This window comes from Pseudovibrio sp. Ad46, assembly GCF_001623065.1.
Classification (GTDB): domain Bacteria; phylum Pseudomonadota; class Alphaproteobacteria; order Rhizobiales; family Stappiaceae; genus Pseudovibrio.
The window spans coordinates 23,731-44,681 of the sequence record NZ_LMCG01000005.1; the positions used below are offsets into that span (position 1 = coordinate 23,731).

Here is a 20,951-nt window from a genome sequence, read left to right on the forward strand (position 1 = left end):
TCTTTCTTTGTCGGCCCAAGGCGGGCATGATCCCGCTCATGTCGACACAATCCATTGCACCAGCTCTCACAGAGAACGATCACCTCATCCTGATCGATGGCTCTACCTTCATTTTCCGCGCATATCACGCGCTGCCGCCGCTTACTCGCAAGCCTGACGGACTGCCCGTTGGCGCGGTTTCCGGCTTCTGCAACATGCTTTGGAAGATGATGCAGGAAGGCCCCACCAAAGAAACTGGTGACGAGCCAACCCACTTCGCCGTGATTTTCGATAAGTCCGGCAAAACGTTCCGCAACGATTTCTACCCGGAATACAAAGCTCACCGCCCACCGCCGCCAGAAGACCTGCGCCCGCAGTTTGGTCTGATCCGTCAGGCAACGCGCGCGTTTGGTGTGCCTGCCATTGAGCAGCAGGGCTATGAGGCGGATGACCTGATTGCCACCTACGCCCGTCAGGCAGCCGCACAAGGCGCCCGCGTTACCATCGTTTCCGGCGATAAAGACCTGATGCAGCTTGTCACCGATAAGATCGGCATGGTCGACACCATGAAAAACAAGGTGATCGGCAAGCCCGAGGTCTTCGAGAAATTCGGCGTTGGCCCGGAAAAGGTCGTCGAAGTGCAGTCGCTCGCAGGCGATAGCGTCGATAACGTGCCCGGCGTCCCAGGCATCGGCCTCAAAACCGCCGCTCTGCTCATCAACGAGTTTGGCGATCTGGATAGTCTTCTGGCACAAGCCGACACCATCAAGCAGAAGAAGCGCCGCGAGAACCTCATCGAGTTCGCCGAGCAGGCCCGCATTTCCAAGCGCCTCGTGCAGCTGGAAGAGGCCGTACCGGTGGAAACTCCGGTCGAAGACTTCACCGTGTGTGATGTGGATGGCGCGCAAGCAGTTGGCTTCCTCAAAGCCATGGGCTTCACCAGCCTCACCAAAAAAGTGGCAGATAAAACCGGCGCTGTGTTGGAAAACATCGAGCCGATTGAGCCTGTGATTGAAGGCTGGGAAAGCACTGCAAAACCGGCAGAACAAGCTGAGGATTCTGCGGGAGAACTTGAGGGTAAAGCATGGACCGCCGCCCCTCTGGCAGAGAAAGTTGCAGCTGAAATATCTACGCTGCCTATAGATAATTCCGCATACGAAACAGTTTCTACCACTGAGCGCCTCAAAGAGTGGATAGCGGAAGCCTATGAAGTGGGCTACGTGGCTGTGGATACTGAGACAGATGCCCTCAACGCCATGGAAGCTGGCCTTGTTGGCGTTTCCCTCTCCTGCACTCCGGGCAAAGCCTGTTACATCCCGCTGGCCCATGTGGATGGCGAAGGCGATCTCTTCAGCGGCGGTGCGCTGCTGGAAGGTCAGATCCCGCTAAACGAAGCGGTTGCCCTGCTCAAGCCAATGCTGGAAGACCCGGCTGTCCTCAAAATCGCGCAGAACATGAAGTACGACTGGCTCGTGCTCAAACGTTACGGCGTGGAAATGGCGCCGTTTGACGACACCATGCTGCTCTCCTATGCGCTCGACGCGGGTATGGGCGGCAATGGCATGGATGAGCTCTCCCAGCGCTGGCTCAACCACACACCAATCCCGTTCAAGGAAGTGTGCGGCTCCGGCAAATCGCAGATCTCATTCGACAAGGTGCCGCTGGACAAAGCCACCTCCTATGCGGCGGAAGATGCAGACGTCACCCTGCGCCTCTGGAAAATCCTCAAACCACGCCTCGCTGCTGAGGAAATGACCGTGGTTTATGAGCGTCTGGAACGCCCGATGGTGGCAACGCTGGCCAAAATGGAGCGCCGCGGCATCTCCATCGACCGTCAAATGCTCTCTTTGCTCTCCGGCGAGTTTGCGCAAGGCGCAGCCGCGCTGGAAGCGGAAATCCACGATAAGGCTGGCGAAATCTTCAACGTCGGCTCGCCAAAGCAGCTGAGTGAAATCCTGTTTGGCAAAATGGGTCTGCCCGGCGGCAAAAAAACCAAAACCGGTGCTTGGTCCACTTCGGCTTCCGTGCTGGATGATCTCGCCGCGCAAGGTCATGAACTGCCTAGCAAAATTGTAGAGTGGCGCCAGCTCAGCAAGCTGAAATCCACCTACACTGACGCCCTGCCAAGCTTCATCAATCAGGAGACGGGCCGCGTCCACACCTCGTTCTCGCTGGCGTCCACCTCCACGGGCCGTTTGTCCTCCTCTGAGCCAAACATCCAGAACATCCCGATCAGAACCTCTGAAGGCCGCAAAATCCGTCAGGCGTTTATCTCTGGGAAGGGCAAAAAGCTCATCTCTGCCGATTACAGCCAGATTGAACTGCGCGTGCTCGCCCATATGGCCGATATTCCTCAGCTCAAACAGGCGTTTGCTGATGGGCTCGACATTCACGCCATGACAGCAAGCGAGATGTTTGGTGTGCCGATTGAGGGCATGGATCCAAGCGTTCGCCGCCGTGCAAAAGCCATCAACTTCGGCATCATCTACGGCATTTCCGCGTTCGGTCTTGCAAACCAGCTGGGCATTGGTCGTGGTGAAGCCGGTGATTACATCAAAACGTATTTTGAGCGCTTCCCCGGCATCAAAGAGTACATGGAAGAAACCAAAAAGTTTGTCCATGCAAACGGTTATGTAGAAACCATCTTTGGCCGCCGCGCCCACTACCCGGATGTAAACACCAAAAACCCGAACATGCGCCAGTTCTATGAGCGCGCAGCCATCAACGCCCCAATTCAGGGCTCAGCGGCAGATATCATCCGCCGTGCCATGGTGCGTATGGACGAGGTTCTGGAAACGGCAAATCTGGACGCGCAAATGCTGCTGCAGGTGCATGATGAATTGATCTTTGAACTGCCTGAGGATCAGGTGGACGAGACCAAAAAACTCGTCATCACCACCATGGAAAAAGCAACAGAACCCGCCCTCCAGCTCTCGGTCCCTCTCAAAGTAGAAGCCGAAGCCGCCACCAACTGGGAAGAGGCGCACTAGCGCCTCTTTTTCCCTCAGGGCAAGGCTATTAGCTCCAGCAAACAGTGCGATCCCGGGCCAAGCACCCCGCCAACCTGGGCCGCACAAAACCACGCACATAAAGCCTTTGCTCACCAGCAGACCACGAACACCGAAGTCGCCAAGCCACACCCCTTCGGTGTCTTCCCGGCCCCCGAGCCGGGACCCATGAGGCGTCACCTCACGCTCAACCGCGCTTATCGCCCGCAACTCCCCAGCAGCCACTTCATCGGCACTCCATCAAAGCGCTCATGAGCAGCTCTGGATCCCGGATCACCGCTCCGCTCGCCCGGGAAGACGTCAGAAGGCAACAGCAGCCCCCAAACCACCACCGCCATCCCGCACTTGTTGCGGGATCCAGATAGTGAATTTTTGAATGCGGTGGTGAGCTTAACAACTTGCAAGAGTAATGCTAGGAACACCCTAAGATTTTAAGGGTGTTTAGCCCACACAAGAATTACGTCTTCAATAGGTTAGTGAGCAATGATTAAGCCTGAGTACATACCCAACGATCCATCATTGCCCTTAGTGATTTTTGAAACGGCACCTCACGAACAGACTCACGGGCCAATTGGTGGATTGGTTCGGTATGTGAGGCAACTCTTTGAAGCGGGTTATTCGCCAAAGACTTTATTAAATGAATACAGTGATTTGTACCATCTCGACTACTATGTGGCTCAAGTGAAAAATGGCGGAAATAGTCAGTTCATTCACAACAGCTTTGATTTGCTGGAGCAAAATCTTGAGGGAGCAGCAAGGGGTGCTCGCACAATTGGCCTACCGGAGCTTGCTAATATCGTTGATCGCTGCGCTGAGTTTTGCCGTCAGAACCCAGAGGAAGCTTCTATTCAAGATGGGGCCGATAATAGGGCACCTGAACTGGAAGTACTTGATGATGAACTTTATGAGCTAAAGTTCTCTGAAGAGGAGCGTGCTGAGTATTTTGCAAGCCTGCCAGAGGACACTGCAGCGCTCTTAAGAGCGAAACTTGAACTCCCTCCCAATCTTGAAAAAGTAGCGACTGCTGTTGAAGACGCAGTAATGGAGCGTATTGATACAAAAACTCTAGAAGCAGCAGTGCGAGAGGGGCTTCGATGCGCTGAGGCGGCCTTTGCGCATAAAGCAAGAGTTACATGGGGGCCGCTACCAGCCGAGCGCTTAGAAAAGCTGATCCAAATCGATATAGATCAAGTTGTGACGCTAATTAAGATAACGATTGATAACAGGCGCAAGGGAAGACAAAAGAGAAGCGTCTTCGAGATCGTAAAAGAGCATTTTTCGGAGCCTGATCCTGATCATTTATCTCGTTATTTCATTCATAGCTTTACTTGGATTACCTGTCATCCCAACCTTATGCTTGTGCCTGAGGACGAGATCACGTCGACTATTGAGAAAGTAGTTGCAGCTAGTCCATTTGCTCTCGCCGAACAAGCAGAGCGTGCTCATATTAAGAAAGCGGATGATTTGGAAGAGCTTACTAATGCTATTCCAGATGACAAGAAATTTGCACTTGCTATAGCTTTAGCAAGTGTTCAACAGACTACCAACACAGGTCCATTTTTTACAAGTTTACAGAATACGCTAGATCATAATTCTCGCTACCTTGCAGCATTTCTGATTGAAACAACAATCGGTGAGATGTGTCTATTCCAAACTGAAGATACTGTATCATTGTTCGAGGTGAGGAATAGTATAGCGCATAAAATATGGTTCAAATTTCTTTCATATCTTGGGCGCAAAGACATATTAGATGCTGCGGAAGCTTTTAAATTATCGAAAAAGATACCGACAAAAAAGCCGGGTAAGCTGCTCGCGCGAGCAAAAATTCTGTCCGGCTTTCCTCAACTGTTTAAAGACCTTCGTCTGCCTGAAGCTGTGTTGCTCTGGACTGATCACAAAGAAAAAGATGTTGGCTTTCATTGGGGTGTTCTAGATGAATATAACCTAGAGCATCGCTTTGTGACGTGGCGATTTAAGGTAGAGGAGCGTGTCTTTATAGCAAAGGCCAATCCCGGGGGAGTCCATTTATCTGATCTTGAAAGCGGGAGAGAAGAGCACTTTCCGATTGCGATGTTAAAGTCGATGAGGCTGGACGCAGAAGCCGCTCGGCAACTGCGAGATGAAAAGAGAAAGTGCCAAACATAGCCTGCTTGATCTATAAACGGGATATGGGGTGTTTCCGCAACACCCCTCCCCCACCCGCAACAACTCCCCATTGACACCGCATGCATCTGCGGCCATCCTGTTTGGCGAGGCTTCACAACCTCTCTAAGACAGCGGTTACCGCTCCCGTCACTGGCGGATTTTTTGTGCCTGCTTTATAGGTAGCGCGCAAACCCTTTGCTATGAGCGGGAGGGCGGTGAATACAACACCTCCTTCGGGGGGGAATAAACTCGCCTGTCTGTCTTACAGGTTGTGAACCTCCCGCTCGCCAGCGGGCCATCACAAGCTCGTTGTCGCTGCGGTCCTTCAACACCCTAAAGACAGAGGGATTGAGAATGGACGACACCGCATGCGCATGTAGCGCCACAAACACGCTTCAAAACGAAATTGACGAAGTCATCATAGCTGTCTCGGATTTGGAAAATCTAGCTTATATGCAGCAATTAGTGCTGAATGAGCGGATGCAGGAATGCCGGGAACGCGATGCTTTGTTCACTCTGCAACAAGCCTTACGCGACCGACTGGAAGCATTAAGAAAGACCTGCGGAATACTGGAGCGGGTCGCCCATCCGCAGCCAAAAAAATCCAAAATATCGCTTCTTGAATAAGCCAGTCTTTGCCTGAAACTTAAACAGGCAAAACGGCTTAATCCCATCACGCGCGCAAAACCGGGTGTTCCAACCACCCGCCCGTGCGCACTCACGCACTGTGCCTTTCGATGCTCCGGCGATCTCACAACACCCCGTGTCATCACCCGTGCACACAGCACAAAATGAGCATCCTGCTGGCCTGCGGCCGGGCAACTAAGCCCGCAGGTCAGCGCCTTGGTAAATTTGACCCTAGCAGCACCTACAGGTGCGAGCCATTCCCCGGATCTAAGGAGCCGCAGCACCTGAGCTTAAAGCGAGCCATACTCTGCGCAAACCCCTTAGTCGGTTATCTTGATCTTTCCGCAGGCCTCATCAGAAAAGCTCTTTGGCTTCCACTGCTTACCTGCCAAATACGTATAGCAAACCTTGATCTTGTTGATGGCAACACTGCTGTTCACGTCGCTGTCTGCATCAAGCGGGTTCCTGTCGAGTATGACCAGATCAGCCACTTTGCCCTGCTCCAGCGTGCCAACCTTGTCATCAATCAGTGTTTGCTCGGCTGCAACGGCGGTAATGCCCTTCAGGTTCTCATAGATGGATCGGCCATCCCGGTTTCCAGCCCACTTGCTGTCAGGCATGTCTTTGACTTGACTGCCCTTGATATCTGGATAGACCCAGGTGTTGCGAGTGACCATCTGCTCAACATACCAAAGCGGATTCACCGGTGCGATAGGCGCATCACTGTGCAGCGTGAAGGGGATGTTATCGCGAACATCTAACGTGGTGGCATCCAACGTCGGCGCCCGCCCGTTAGGGTCTCCGTCCGCACCTAAATTATTGAGATCCTTGCCATCCAGCAGGCTAACAAACCCGCCACCCCAATACCCGACATGACCGGTAAGGTGCGACACGATGAAATTCAGAGGAAGGCCTCCCTCGTTTTTGCAATGCACCCGCCTTGCAACTTTGGTCAGCTCCCACAAATACTGCGCAACTGAACTGGGTGAAGTTGCAGGGTCCCCGCCAACCGTCGCGTGAATAAGCGTCACAGGATACTCGTTGCACCGTCCGGTACTCAGTCCCAATGTGGTGATCGCGACGGCCTTGATCGCCTTGTCGCCATTGGTGTGGATTTGAATAGGCCAGCCTTTGCTCCAGAAGGGTTGCAAAGCGGCCAGAAAGCTTCCATCCCCTCCCGCAATCTTGCTCAAATCCGGCTCTTCATCATTGTCCGGCATAAAGAACTGATAGTTCGCGCCATGCGAGCCGGTAACGGCAGTCTTCTTGCCATTCTCCTCATCCACGCAAATGCCATTTATGTTGTAACCCTGAGTGAGATAAGCCGAACACCCCTGCGTTGAACCATCCGCCCAGAACTTGATGCCCGTCGCACCGTAGCGGCCCTGCGTGTTCTTTATCAGCGTCGTTTTGCTCAAAACCTCGTTAGGCCACAAAGACGTCATCTCCGCCTCGGCAATCTCAACCGCTGTTTTACTATGCTCACTGGGATCAATCGCCGTAGCCGAAATAAGCGTGCGGATACGGAACGGAGCTGTGAAATTGCCAGCCTCATCTTTATGCAGCGCAACGTCTTTGTTGAGCTGAATGATAGGAACAGTGAAGCCACCACCATTCACAATGGTCGTGACGCCAGCCGCCGCAATCTTTTCAACCACCGGAGCAACGGCCTTGAGGCCTTCCGCATAATCCATGAAGAAGAAGGGGCTACTGGCAGGCACACCTGCCATCTCCTGAATTTTCGCAACAAACGGCCTGTAAGCCGCTTCTTCCTGCAATAAGCCGGAGTAATAGGCGTTCCCATCCTGACCAGTATAAACCTCCCATTTGCCAAGAGGGTCTGGCGCAGGCATGTCCTTGTTCCTGTTTATCTCCGGCCCACAAGGCCAGGCAGTGCAGATGTTGGCAGCAACAAACGCATTCCCATTGACATAGGCAACGTGTTCGGACTGATCCAGAATAAGTACAGGATGCGCATCAGCACCCTCAACACTTTCACTGATTTCCTCGGCGGGACGGGAGCGGAAAGCAACAACGCGCTGGATCTCATCTGGCGTGACACCAAACCGTGAAGGATCAATGCCATTCCCCACAATCCAGGCCTGTTTTGTGAGCGTCCCATCCGGCGCAAAAGGCACCCAGCGATTGGGTGCACTGTTCAAGACATTCCACGTCCATTCAAAACCAGTCTCAATACTGCCATCATATTTGCAAACGGTTTTGTCTTTAAAACGCGGGTCAACCTGGTTGTCATAGGTGCGGTAGCTGTAAGGTTCTGGCAAACAAGGAGAAAGGTCAGCAACCGCAGCATAGTTCACCACAAGCGGCATATGCATATGTGGCTCAATAAAGCCGGGCATTAAGATAGCCCCACCCAAATTGACCTTGGTGACAGCGCTGTCGGATAAATAGGTTTGGTAGTCTTCGTCCGACGTGAAGATCTCAGAGATTTCGCCATTTCGAACAATCAGCGCTTTGACTGTTTTGCGTCGATCCGCCTTCTCATCGGCCATTGTCAGAATATCGCCGCCATAAAAAAGCGTCTGCTGCTCAGCCTGCGCCTGAGAGAGTGTCATCATCAAAACTACCGGAGCACAGGCGACCAAAAACGATGCCCGCCGTTTGACCGTGCTGCCTCTATGCCTGGCAGTTGGAAAGCAGATGGATGCAAGCATGAAAACCAAATCTCCAATTGATGATAAACACATAATTGCCATTGGAGATTGTAATCTGATGTACTCTGATCCCTGATTTCAACCAACCCGCCGCAAGTTCCAAGCTTGACTTACAAAGTCTAACCCAAGCCCCCCACAAAGAAGCCTTTCTCTAAAGAAAGCCTTATGTTTTAGGTCTGCTCACTTGCGCAGCCGACCAACCTGTAACAAACGGAAAAAAGCATGGGTGTCCTCTTTATTCGGGAACTGCTTTGTAAACCGCAGGCTTCAGCGAGAGGTTCTGCTCCAAAGGCGACCGCAGCTCGAAACAAGCGGGTTCCTCAGAGAAATTGTAGACACGGACAAGCACAAACTTCTCCGGCTCATCCTCCGAAAAGCTCAGTTCATTCTCGGAGATGTAAAATGGTGTTTCCCGCCCACCATTCGTGGTCTTCACCTCAATGAGCCGCTCAGTACCATCAATTTCGTAAGAGCGGATGTCATACCCAAGCCCATCGCCTTCCTCTTCAGAAGCCCAAATGGCTTTCTCGGCTAAGTCAGTTCTTCCAGCTTTCTTCAGCCGTTGTTGCTCAAGTTGAACAACATATGCCTCACCTAGCTTGCCAAGTTCCCGATTGCTCGCATCCCGCTCTGCATAATCCAGCTTTTGCGCCCGACGAACCACATTGCGAGGCGTGGTGGGCTCAATCGTCGAAGCTTGGGAGCGAGGCGGAGCAATATACTCCTCAGGTCCTTCATCAAGCTCCATTCGTTCTCCTGGAACTTGCTGCAAGTCCTCCTGTTGTCGTGCATCTAAGTGCCGTTGAACTGCATCTTTGAGAGATTTTTGATAATGTTCGGCTGGACTGAGGCCAGTGATCCATAGTTGATTGCGGTCTTCCAGAATAGCACTTACATTCTGCTGTTTCCGTCCAATGGCTTTCACCGACCTTGGAATAGAGCGCGCAAGTTCTCTCTGCCGAGCAGCCTTATTGAAACTCTGACCTTGAAGCCCCAACTTCAGCATTTCAAAATACTCAGCGACAAGAAGATCATTCTCCTCGTCTGTCCAATCATCTGCGCCCATGAAAATCTCAAATCAAACAATGTTTGAATTGAAGTTAGCACGTTCATTATACAACTTTAAGTAGGCTTATGAGCCTTATCTCTCATCCCTCACATAAAGCTCGTGGGGCAATCCATCCTCTGTGAAGACTTTGCAATAGCGAAAGCCTGCGCGTTGAGAGCAGTGGAGTGCAGAGGTGTTTTCGGGTCGGTGACCAACGCAAAAGAACTGATCCTCAACGCAGACAAGCGGCTTCACATGCTCAACTGCAGCATTCAGCATGACTGTTCCTAGTTGTTGGCCTAGGGAAGCAGGATCGCCGATGTAGTAATCGAAGCTAACACCAGCTGTTATGCCAATTGTACCAGTGCCGTACTCTGGAAAGTCGCGGTTCAGATACCATTGCAGATAACCGAAGGGCGCGCCGTTAAGCTCCGCGATCAGGCAGTTGGTTGGATGATTATTTGAAACGCGGCACGCATAGCGCTCTGTTACTTGCTCAAGCGTGCTGGGCTCACGCTCATAAAAGGGCCGCAGATGGGGTTGGTTGTGCCATTCATGCAATAAAGGCATGTCCGAGACGGTAAGGGCCCTCATTTGAACAGTGATGCTTTGCGCCTCGCTCATGACCAATGCCTCCGTTTTCCCTGCGTTCAAAACTCTAGCCCATCCAAACTTGCTCCAACAGGCCTCCAAATAAAACAAACCCCGCCATAAAGACGGGGTTTGATAATATCCGGCGGACTTGTAGGGCATCAAGGCCGGCAGGATTACCTTGCTGGTCTACCAGCCGCAGGATTTGCCAGAATTTTGCTCGTCCAGATAAGCTTGGAGTGGAGCAAAATATTCAAGAATAGCTGTCGCGTCGGCCTCACGGCTTCCGGTGAAGGCTTCCAGACTGTCTTGCCATGGAAGCGCAGCGCCTGTTTCCAACATCGCGTTGAACTTCTCGCCAACTTCCTTGTTGCCATAGATGGAGCACGCTGCCAGCGGTCCTTCCCATCCTGCAAGGCGACAAGCCTCACGGTAAAACTGGAACTGGAAGATGTGCGCCAGAAAATAGCGTGTGTACGGCACGTTGTTTGGAATGTGGTACTTGGCACCCGGATCAAACGCATCCGCAGCACGGTCAACTGGAGCCGCAACGCCTTGATACTTCTCGCGAAGGTCCCACCAACCGTCGTTATAGGTGTCTGGAGTCAGCTCACCGTTAAACACCTTCCAGCGCCACTGGTCTACCAGCAAGCCAAATGGCAGAAATGCGATCTTGTCCAGTGCCTGAGCCAACAGGATGTTGGTGTTGACCTCTTCTGAAGCATCAAGCGGCAGAAGGCCGATCTGCTTCAAGTACTTAGGCGTAATGGACAGGCTCACCATGTCGCCAATCGCTTCGTGGAACCCATCGTTCGGGTCATCCTGATACATAGGCGACTGGTGATTGTAAGCGCGCTGGTAGAAGTTGTGACCTAGTTCGTGGTGGACGGTATTGAAATCCTCCCCCGTCACCTCGGTGCACATTTTGATGCGTAGATCATCCTTGCCATCCACGTTCCAGGCAGATGCATGACACTGCACATCACGGTCACGCGGTTCGGTAATCAACGAGCGCTCATAAAACGTCTCAGGCAGCGGGTCAAAGCCAAGCGAGGTGAAGAACCCTTCCGCCGTCTTCACCATTTTGAGCGGCGTATAGTTCTGCTCTTCCAGCAACTTGGTCAGGTCGTAGCCTTGCTCGTCCCCATCAGCAGCGACAAGCGGATAGATGTTTCCCCAGGATTGAGCCCACATATTACCCAGCAAATGCGCAGGAATTGGCCCGTCCGCAGGTACTTTATCGGCCCCGTAATGATCTGCCAACTTATCGCGTACATAACAATGCAAGCTGTCGTAAAGCGGCTTCACTTCACCCCAGAGGCGATCAACATCCTGCCGGAATTCATCCGGATCCATGTCGTATTTGGAACGCCACATGGAGCCAGTGTCTTTAAAGCCCAGCTCACTGGAACCCTGGTTGGCGATGCCGACCATCTCCGTGTACATGTCCTTCATCGGCGGAGAGACAGTGCGCCAGCCTTTCCAGACTTCCAGCAGCTTATCGTAATCACGACTTGTCGCCATGATGCGGCTGAGCTTGGAAAGAGACAGCGCCTCGCCATCAATCTCATACTTGCCCGTGCCGTAAATGGTTTCCATCTCGGTATTGATCTGCGCAAGTTTCTTGATCTTGGCAGGGTCATTCTCAGGGGCAGGCAATGTCAGGTTCAGCTTCAAAAGCTTCATTTTCCGAGCAAGGTCTGGCGGAAGGTCAAGGCCGTCATACTGCTTGGTCTGATTGGCAAGAGAAACGTAGAGCTTCGTGGTGCGCTCCGACATTAACGCATTCAGCCAGTTGGTGTCATAGGTGATGAAATTAGCATTCACCCAAGCAACGCGGCCCGCTTCTTCGCCGATCTCCTGAATGGCTTTTTCGGAGGTTTCAATAAACGTTCTTGCATCCTCAACGCTGACTTTACTATCGGCGTCAGCTTGTGCTGAACTCAGCGGAATGAGAGCGAGTGAAAGTGCGGGCAATACAGATAACAACCGCTTCAAGGCAGCCTCCCCAACCATGGCATATTTTAGAGATTCCAGATGCATTTCTAATGCATAATCTCTCTGTTATGCCGTTACGGTAAGGGTTTTATCCCGTAAGTCTAGCCCGTTTCATCGCGATATTTCTCCTATTTTTGGATTGATCTAGCAAAATTATTGCATTAGCAATTTAGAAGAATCTTCAACACTGAGCCCGTTTCACGCACATAGCTGCAATGCCTGAAACGGTATAATGATTGCGTTTTAAAACGACATTTTGAGTAAGTGACAGCCCTCCTTGCGAGTCGAGGCAAACTTCATGTCGTTCTATCTCCAGAAGCTGTTCGCTCTCCATTTGACACCAGATGATGACAAAGAAAACGAAGCTTCTGCTCTGGCAACGGTTCAAACATTCACCGTGGTGTTTAGTACCCGCTCTGGCTGGCCTCATTGCCAATTCAGCCTTTTGGCTCTTCTCCAGTTTCGCGGTCTTTGGCATTCTCGGCATATTCAGCACATGCAAAATCACCAATTGGCATGCATGTGCCGAGCTGAAAGAGGCTGAGGCACATTTCTAACCATATGAAGAAAAAAGAAGTTCCGCCTCCATTCATGCTAGTGCCCTCCTAAGGATCTAGCAATGCATGCTTAAGGCAATCGTTAGATTTCTGGTTACCCTAAACGTAAGTTAGAAATCTCACTGTGATACCTCCCTCAAATCAATATGAGGAGAAGTGTCATGTTGAGGAAACTAGGCGCAGAATTTGTAGGAACCTTTGCTCTGGTCTCCGCTGTGTGCGGCGGGGCATTGGTGTCCTATGCACCGGTTGAATGGTATGGCGGATCTGGCTTGCTGGGCGTTGCCTTTGCGGTTGGTCTTTCCGTTGTCTGTATGGCTTACGCGTTCGGCAATGTGTCAGGTGCTCATTTCAATCCATCGGTGACCATCGGCCTTTGGGCTGCAAAACGGTTCCCAACCTCAGATGTGGTCCCCTACATCATCGCGCAGGTGATTGGCGGCACAACAGCAGCCTTTGTATTCTGGATCATTCTCGCCCATGGCCCGGGCGACCCTCCGGGCTTTGCTTCCAACGGTTATGGAGAGCATTCCAACGGCGGCTTTTCTGAAATTGCGGTCGGCATTACCGAAATCACAGTCACAGCGCTGTTCCTGATTGTTATTATTGGTGCAACCTCCAAAAAAGCACCCGCAGCCCTCGCTCCGCTTGCCATCGGCCTGATGCTGACATGCATGCACATCATCGCGATCCCCATCTCGGGCGCATCTTTAAACCCGGCTCGGTCCACAGCAACAGCTATTGTCAACGGTGGTTGGGCACTGGACCAGCTTTGGTTGTTCTGGCTGGCACCAATAGTTGGAGCGCTCATCGGGGCGGCAGTCTGCTGGATCATCGGCACTTGTGGTCGTGAAGAAACAGATTAACCAACGGAGATGCAATTGTTTTTTGGCCTCCTTCGCAATTAAGAACCTGCGAAGGAGGCTTTTCTGATGAATGCACTCAATCCCCAGCTAGGGAAAAACCCTCAATTTAAAACTTGACTATTATATTCATGTTTATAAAACACGGATAGAAACAACGTTTGCATAACGCAAACACAAGCTAGCCAAAGCAGCGTCTCAGCCAGCCACTCCCATAAAAATTCAGACTGAGGCGATCATGTCCATTTCGCGCTATTCCCGTGCGGCCCTCCTGGCCAGCACAACCCTCTCGCTCGCCCTGATTTCTGCGGCTGTTTCAGCGCAGGAAGCTAAACAGCCTGTTGCTGCCGACAGCCTTGCAACCATGCTGGATGAAATCATTGTTTCAGCAGGTAAAGAGAAGGTGGCGATTGATACACCTCAGGCTGTGACTTCAGTCTCTCGGGAGCAAATTGAAGCAGCCCAAGCAAGCACATTGGGTGAGATCCTCGATGCAGTTCCGGGGATCACCACTATAAATGCTGACAATGCGCTGGGGCAGTCCATCAATATTCGCGGCATCGGCTCTGCTCTCGGTTCCGGTGAAAATCGTAATATCATTCAAGTGGATGGCGTCACCTCCTACTTCGAGATGTACCGTGCAGGCTCTTTCTTCTTCGATTCTGAACTGCTTAAGGAAGTTGAGGTTCTGCGTGGACCAGCTGCCTCCACATTGTTCAGCGCAGGCGCGCTTGGTGGTGTGGTCAGTGCGCGTACGAAAGATGCTAGCGATTTGTTGGAGGGAGATGACAAACTGGCCGTCCGCACCAAAGCCATGTGGGACTCGAACGGCAATGGTGCGCGAAGCACAGTTACAGTCGCTGCCCGACCACTGGAAAATCTGGAGCTATTGGTCAACCTGAACTATGGCCGTGATGGAGATTATGAGGGCGCTGATGGCGCAGACCTCGGCAACTCCCGCATGACAGATCTCTCGGGCCTCGCCAAGTTGAAATACAGCTTCGGTGTCGATAACGATCAATCTCTTACTGCAAGCTATTTCAACGTCAATAAGTCTGGGTATGGCCTATATGACCAGACAACCTTTAGTCCCGGATTTGGTTATGCGGACCAAACCACAAGCGAACAACAGGCATTGCTTGCTTATGAAAACGCTTTTTCTGGCAATGATTTGTTGGATGTAAAAGCACAGGTATCCTGGAGCCAGACCAAGCGTGATTTGGATGATATTACGTTCCGCGCAGGTCCTGGTGCTCCTTTGGGAACTGAAGCTGAGTACGTCTACAACAACTGGCAGGCAAAACTGGAAAACACATCGGAATTTCGGCTTTCCGAAGGTGTACAGACCTACTTCACCTACGGGGTGGAAGGGAAATATCAGGAGCGCCTCAACCCGCGTCTGAATCCGGATGGAAGCTCAACGCCGGGCTCCTCATCTCATCCAGAAGGTGAAACACACACTCTTGGTGTGTTCGGGCAGGCTGAGTTTGTAATTCATGACCGCCTTACACTCATTCCTGGAATGCGTGTTGACCATTCTCGCCTGAAGCCGGGGACTGGCGTGGCTCTGCGTAAAGATCTGGATGAGACGGCCTATTCTCCAAAACTTGCAGCAATTTACGAGCTGACAAACTGGCTGAATGTCTTTGGTTCTGTTGCACACACAGAACGCATGCCAGTTTTGGATGAAGTTTTCTCGGGTGATGGCTTTACCGATCTCGGAAAAGAAAAATCTAACAATTTTGAAGCTGGCTTAGGCTTTAAATTCAATGACGTATTGTTGGAAAATGATAGCCTTCGCTTCAAAGTAACGGCCTTTTACAACAACATCGACAACTACCTCTATTCCTCTCGCGATCATGCAACGGGCAAGACAATCACAACTGCTATTGATGAGGCGCGGATCAAAGGCATCGAATTAGAAGCAGGTTATTCCTCTGACAGCTGGTACGGCAATCTGGGTGCTTCAGTTACACGGGGTGACAACCTTTCTGATGATGAATATCTGGATAGCGTAGCGGCAGATAATCTTTTCCTTTCAGTAGGATATAAGATTACTGACTATAATCTGGATGTTTCCTGGCGCTCTGATTTATACGCAGAACAGGATCGCGTGAACGATGCTGACGATGCTTCGCCAGGTTATGCGCTGCACAGTGCGCGTTTAGCCTGGAAGCCTGAAGATGGGTTCCTTGCAGGCTCAGAAGTGCGCGCAAGCGTGACCAATATCTTCGATCAGAAACACACAGCGCATCTGAGTGAAACCGAAGGCAAAGGTCGGTCCTTCAAGCTTAGCTTGGCGAAAACGTTTTAAGCCTCTCTTCGGTGTGCTGCAAATGCAGTGTGTCTGGCAATGCTGGTGAGACAGGTTTGCCTGAATGGGGCTAGGCCTTCTGTGGCGGAAAGGCCGGGATCGGCGGGGAAGAAATTCTCCGCCGTTTTCTTTTGTAACTCAATTAAGTTGGATCAGCCGTGCTCAATTTCCAGCATTTCACTCCATGTTTTTGGGGTGTCGCCGTTGAGCGGGTTCTTTGCAGAGCGTTTGTACTTGATGGTTTCAAAGTGCATGCTCAGTGTGTCTGCCAGCAACAAGCGCCCAACCAGACCTTCACCAAACCCAACGATTTCTTTGATCACCTCAAGTGCCTGCAGTGTACCAACCAGGCCTGTCAAAGCACCCAGAACGCCTGCCTCTGTGCAGGTCGGGATGGAGCCAGCCTCAGGGCGTTTGGGGAACAGGCAGCGATAAGTTGGGTTGATGTAATTGCCCTCATCATCGCGCTCAAATGGTTTCAGTAGCGTAACAGAGCCGTCAAACTGGCCCACAGCAGCCGTAACCAAAGGACGGCCAGCATAAAAGCACGCATCCGAAACGAGGTAACGGGTGGCAAAGTTATCAGAGCCATCAACCACGATATGGTAATCGTTGATCAACGCCATGGCATTTTGCCCACTAATGCGTGTCGGATGCGGAACAACGCGCACATTCGGGTTCAGCCGAGCAATCGCCTCCGCTGCACTGGCAACCTTAGGCTCGCCAAGCTTCTCCGTGTCATGGATGATCTGACGCTGAAGGTTAGACAGCGAAACAACGTCATCATCAACAATACCAATGGTGCCAACGCCAGCCGCCGCCAGGTATTGCAGAACCGGTGCGCCCAGTCCTCCAGCGCCGATTACCAGAACGCGCGCAGCTTTAAGTTTCTGTTGCCCAGGACCACCGACATCTCGCAGGACGATGTGGCGGGCATAACGTTCCAGTTCAGAAGCTGTAAGGGAAAGCAATTGGGACTCCAGTAGTTTAACCGAGCATACGGCTCACCAGTCGGGCTGTGTAATCCACCATGGGAATGACACGCGCATAATTGAGACGAGTCGGCCCGATAACACCAAGAACGCCCACAACGCGCTGTTCACTATCGCGGTATGGAGACACGATCAAGGAAGAACCGGAAAGCGAGAACAGCTTGTTTTCTGACCCGATAAAAATACGTACGCCTTCGCCGCCCTTTGCAAGATCAAGCAGGCGGATCAGTTCACTCTTGTTTTCCAAATCATCAAATAGCAGGCGAATACGCTCCAGATCTTCCTTCGCACCCACGTTTTCCAGCAGGTTGGAGCGTCCACGCACGATCAGTGTTCCGAGATCATTCTTGTCTCCACCCCAAACAGCAACACCCGCATCGACTACTTTGGATGTGAGCGTATCCAGCTCAGCCTGAAATTCGTTTCGCTGCCGAACAAGTTCAGATTGTGCATCGGCTAGCGTGCGGTTTCTGATGATGGAGTTGAGGTAGTTCGAGGCTTCAGTCAGCGCAGATGGAGGCAAGCCAGCAGGTAGATCGACAACACGGTTTTCAACGGAGCCATCTTCACTCACCAGCACGACAAGCGCTTTTAGCGGCTCAATCTGCACAAACTCGATATGGCGAAGGGTGGTGTCTGTCTTGTTGGAAAGAACAACCCCCGCCCCGCGGCTCAGGCCAGATAGCATCTGACTGGCTTCTGTCAGGACCTGCTCCGGTGTTTTCTCACCACCTTTAGCCTTCACCTGAACAGCAATTTGCTCACGCTCTTCTTTGGTCAGGTCGCCAACTTCCAAAAAACCGTCCACGAACAGACGAAGACCGGACTGCGTCGGCAAGCGTCCAGCACTGGTGTGCGGAGAGTAGAGCAGCCCATGGTGCTCTAGATCTGCCATTACGTTGCGAATAGAGGCCGGAGACAGAGGCTGCGAAAGCCCACGTGCAAGGTTGCGAGACCCCAACGGTTCGCCGGTATCAAGGTAGTTCTCAACAATGCGCCGGAAGACCTCACGGGAACGTTCATCAAGATCCTCAAGAGGGACAGAAGGAGGAACGCTCGTCACGGTATCGGTACTCCACATCAACAGCAGGTTTGGGCCAAAGCCTGTATTCAATCCCTAACACAGGACAATTGAACAGCCAAAACTCATTTTTAGCAGAAAATAGCCTCTCAAACCAAAACCAGCCTTTGCGCTAACGGCAATCCGCAGCTAAAAGATCCGCAATACCATTTGTGAATTTGTAGCTATTAAGCAACCCGAGGGAGCTTGCCTTGAACCGTCCATCCAAACGTACACCAGAAGAAATGCGTCCAGTCAGCCTGGAGCGCGGTGTTGCAAAACATGCCGAAGGCTCCTGCCTGATCAAATTCGGCGATACCCATGTTCTGTGTACCGCAAGTTTGGAAGAGCGTGTTCCGCCGTGGCTCCGTGGTCAGAACCGTGGCTGGGTAACTGCAGAATACGGCATGCTGCCACGCGCAACTCATGACCGTATGCGCCGTGAATCCTCCGCAGGTAAGCAGTCTGGCCGTACTCAGGAAATCCAGCGTCTCATCGGCCGCTCTCTGCGTGCTGTTGTTGATCTGGGTGCACTGGGCGAGCGTCAGATCTCCGTTGACTGTGATGTCATTCAGGCAGACGGCGGCACCCGTACAGCATCCATCACCGGCGCATGGGTCGCTCTGCACGACTGTCTGAAATGGATGGAAGCGCGCGACATGGTCAAAACCGATAAGGTTCTCAAAGACCACATCGCAGCGATCTCCTGCGGTATCTACGAAGGTACTCCGGTTGCTGATCTGGACTATATCGAAGATTCCTCTGCTGACACTGACGCAAACTTCGTCATGACTGGCAAAGGCGGCATCGTTGAAATTCAGGGTACTGCTGAAGGTGAGCCATTCTCCGAAGAAGAACTCGGCCAGCTCATGGGTCTTGCAAAACAGTCCATTTCCAAACTGGTTGAGCTGCAAAAGCTGACGGTGCTCTGATGCAGGCAGACACAACAGAAAACCGCCGCCTGGAACCTGGCAAGCTCGTGCTTGCCAGTCACAACAAGGGCAAGCTGCGCGAAATTCAGGACATGCTGGCAACGCATGGCTTTGAAGTTCTCTCTGCTGGTGATCTGGATCTGCCAGAGCCAGTGGAAGATGGCGACACGTTTGAAGCAAACGCTGCAATCAAAGCACTTGCTGCGGCAACAGCCACTGGCCTGCCTGCCCTTGCAGATGACAGCGGTTTTTGTGTAAACGGCCTCAACGGTGATCCGGGCATCTACTCCGCACGTTGGGCTGGGCCAGGTAAAGACTTCGGCGTGGCCATGCAGGCCGTGCAGGACAAGTTGACCGAAACGAACGCTACAGACCGGACCGCTTACTTCGTTGCTGTGCTGTGCATGGCATGGCCGGATGGGCACACTCAGTTCTACCGTGGTGAAATCCATGGCGACCTGGCATGGCCTCCGCGCGGTCTGGAAGGCTTCGGCTACGATCCAATGTTCGTTCCGGAGGGTTTTGATAGAACCTTCGGTGAGATGGACAAGCAAGAAAAACACAAAACAAAAGAAGACGAAGCGCTGTCTCATCGCGCCCGTGCCTTTGTTAAGTTTCAAAAAGAGTGCTTGCCGGCGTAATACGCGTTCCCGAAAAGTGGCTTCCAGTTTTCGGATAAGAACTCGTGCAAATGAGCTGGCAAACGCAAAGGAAAAAGAATGACTGTGTCACCGGTTGGCGGCTTTGGGATTTACGTGCATTGGCCTTTTTGTTTGGCAAAATGCCCATATTGCGACTTTAACTCCCACGTGCGCCACCAGCCGGTTTCGCAGGAGCATTACGCCAAAGCTCTGGCAACAGAGCTGGCACGTTATGCGCAGATGGTGCCGGGTCGCACAGTTGACTCCGTCTTCTTCGGCGGCGGCACGCCATCTTTGATGGAGCCGAAAACCGTTGAGACAATCCTCAATGAAGTTGCGCGCCTCTGGCATCTGCCGTCCACCGCTGAAATATCCATGGAAGCCAACCCAACCAGCGTGGAAGCAACCCGCTTTGCAGGCTACAGATCTGCAGGCGTAAACCGCCTCTCCGTTGGTATTCAGGCGTTGGATGACAAAGAGCTGAAGATCCTTGGTCGCCAGCACTCTGTTTCGGAGGCGATTCGAGCTGTTGAAATTGCGCGCAAAACTTTCCCGCGCATCTCGTTTGATCTTATCTACGCCCGCCCCAATCAGACCTTGAAGGTATGGGAGCAAGAGCTCAACCGTGCTATCGATCTGGCCGCTGATCACCTCTCCATGTATCAGCTCACCATTGAAAGCGGCACCATGTTCCAGCGCTTGTATGCAGCTGGAAAGCTGGAGATGCTGGACCCTGATCTAGCCGCAGACATGTTTGACCTGACACAGGAGGTCACCGCAGCACGCGGTTTGCCGGCCTATGAGGTCTCAAACCATGCGGCGCCTGACGCTCAGTGCCAGCACAACCTCATTTACTGGCGTTATGGTGATTACGTCGGTGTTGGACCTGGTGCACACGGCCGATTGACGCTGGAAGATGGCACCAAGCTGGCAACCTCGACTGAAAAACATCCGGAAACATGGCTAGGTTTGGTTGAAAGTCAGGGCCACGGCTCTATCTCTGAAGACATACTTGGTCATGGCGAGCAGGGTGACGAGTTGTTGTTGATGGGTATGCGATTGCATGAAGGCATTGACGTACCACGTTATGAACAGCTCTCTGGCCGTCAGTTCAATCCGCAGAGATTGTTAAATCTGCAGGAAAACGGCATGGTAGAATGGGTGAGCAACACTCGCCTGCGTGCAACGCAAGCAGGCTTTCCCCTACTGGATGCCGTAATTGCTGAGCTGGCTTCCGATTAGCATTCCCAAATAAAATTCATTAGCGATTTCAACTTAGTGAAATAATTGCAGTCGAATTACTCGATTCGATTGGGGTATTAATTTACATATTGTGCAATGCAACATAATTGATTACACTGACATGTACCTCAGCGATGGTGAAGAACCTATTGATCTTCAATGCAAGTTAAGGTTGGTTTGAATTTCTCCATGAGTCTATGTTGCTGAAAAGGTATAGAGCTGTCTATACTTTTGCGGTGCAGCACTTCGGGCTAAAGTGTATTCGTGTTGCGGAAATCA

General features: G+C 52.0%; 14 protein-coding genes. 8 read left to right on the forward strand and 6 right to left on the reverse strand.

The features are described 5' to 3' along the window. Positions 1-26 precede the first annotated feature (26 nt). The 3 genes from polA (at position 27) to PsAD46_RS01735 (ending at position 5,759) form a co-directional block, all read left to right on the forward strand. On the forward strand, positions 27-2,969 hold the full coding sequence (gene polA / locus PsAD46_RS01725) for a DNA polymerase I (RefSeq protein WP_084404304.1): 2,943 nt from the start codon (positions 27-29) through the stop codon (positions 2,967-2,969). A gap of 501 nt (positions 2,970-3,470) precedes the next feature. After that, positions 3,471-5,132: a DUF4375 domain-containing protein gene (locus PsAD46_RS01730; protein ID WP_063306016.1), complete on the forward strand. Its 1,662-nt coding sequence runs from the start codon at positions 3,471-3,473 to the stop codon at positions 5,130-5,132. A 354-nt stretch (positions 5,133-5,486) separates the two neighbouring features. Further along, on the forward strand, positions 5,487-5,759 hold the full coding sequence (locus PsAD46_RS01735) for a hypothetical protein (RefSeq protein WP_063286260.1): 273 nt from the start codon (positions 5,487-5,489) through the stop codon (positions 5,757-5,759). Between the two features lie 320 nt (positions 5,760-6,079). Here the strand turns inward: PsAD46_RS01735 and PsAD46_RS01740 are convergent, their stop codons facing one another. The 4 genes from PsAD46_RS01740 to PsAD46_RS01755 form a co-directional block, all read right to left on the reverse strand. Then, positions 6,080-8,338 (reverse strand): amidohydrolase family protein, encoded by a 2,259-nt coding sequence (locus PsAD46_RS01740; RefSeq protein WP_193776897.1) that lies wholly within the window; start codon positions 8,336-8,338, stop codon positions 6,080-6,082. A 331-nt stretch (positions 8,339-8,669) separates the two neighbouring features. Further along, entirely contained in the window at positions 8,670-9,500 is an 831-nt protein-coding gene (locus PsAD46_RS01745; RefSeq protein ID WP_057463167.1) for a DUF3883 domain-containing protein, read from the reverse strand. A gap of 75 nt (positions 9,501-9,575) precedes the next feature. Beyond that, positions 9,576-10,106: a GNAT family N-acetyltransferase gene (locus tag PsAD46_RS01750; protein ID WP_193776898.1), complete on the reverse strand. Its 531-nt coding sequence runs from the start codon at positions 10,104-10,106 to the stop codon at positions 9,576-9,578. A 156-nt stretch (positions 10,107-10,262) separates the two neighbouring features. After that, positions 10,263-12,071: a M2 family metallopeptidase gene (locus PsAD46_RS01755; protein ID WP_084404322.1), complete on the reverse strand. Its 1,809-nt coding sequence runs from the start codon at positions 12,069-12,071 to the stop codon at positions 10,263-10,265. Between the two features lie 718 nt (positions 12,072-12,789). Here PsAD46_RS01755 and aqpZ point away from each other — a divergent pair. Together aqpZ and PsAD46_RS01765 are read left to right on the forward strand one after the other, a co-directional pair. Beyond that, a complete protein-coding gene (gene aqpZ / locus PsAD46_RS01760; protein WP_057463164.1) occupies positions 12,790-13,494 on the forward strand; it encodes an aquaporin Z in 705 nt (234 codons plus the stop codon). 235 nt (positions 13,495-13,729) lie between these two features. Further along, positions 13,730-15,805: a TonB-dependent receptor gene (locus PsAD46_RS01765; protein WP_063306019.1), complete on the forward strand. Its 2,076-nt coding sequence runs from the start codon at positions 13,730-13,732 to the stop codon at positions 15,803-15,805. 152 nt (positions 15,806-15,957) lie between these two features. Here the strand turns inward: PsAD46_RS01765 and PsAD46_RS01770 are convergent, their stop codons facing one another. Beyond that, a complete protein-coding gene (locus tag PsAD46_RS01770) occupies positions 15,958-16,776 on the reverse strand; it encodes a molybdopterin-synthase adenylyltransferase MoeB (RefSeq protein ID WP_063294367.1) in 819 nt (272 codons plus the stop codon). 16 nt (positions 16,777-16,792) lie between these two features. Next, entirely contained in the window at positions 16,793-17,878 is a 1,086-nt protein-coding gene (gene hrcA, locus PsAD46_RS01775) for a heat-inducible transcriptional repressor HrcA (protein ID WP_063306180.1), read from the reverse strand. Between the two features lie 191 nt (positions 17,879-18,069). Here hrcA and rph point away from each other — a divergent pair, with 191 nt between their 5' ends. From rph to hemW, 3 genes are all read left to right on the forward strand, one after another. Next, positions 18,070-18,789 (forward strand): ribonuclease PH, encoded by a 720-nt coding sequence (rph, locus tag PsAD46_RS01780; RefSeq protein ID WP_082596820.1) that lies wholly within the window; start codon positions 18,070-18,072, stop codon positions 18,787-18,789. Next, a complete protein-coding gene (rdgB, locus tag PsAD46_RS01785) occupies positions 18,789-19,430 on the forward strand; it encodes an RdgB/HAM1 family non-canonical purine NTP pyrophosphatase (RefSeq protein WP_063294365.1) in 642 nt (213 codons plus the stop codon). Before rph ends, rdgB begins: the two co-directional genes overlap by 1 nt. Positions 19,431-19,508: 78 nt before the next feature. Beyond that, positions 19,509-20,672, forward strand: a complete 1,164-nt coding sequence (hemW, locus tag PsAD46_RS01790) for a radical SAM family heme chaperone HemW (protein WP_063294364.1) — start codon at positions 19,509-19,511, stop codon at positions 20,670-20,672. Positions 20,673-20,951 lie beyond the last annotated feature (279 nt).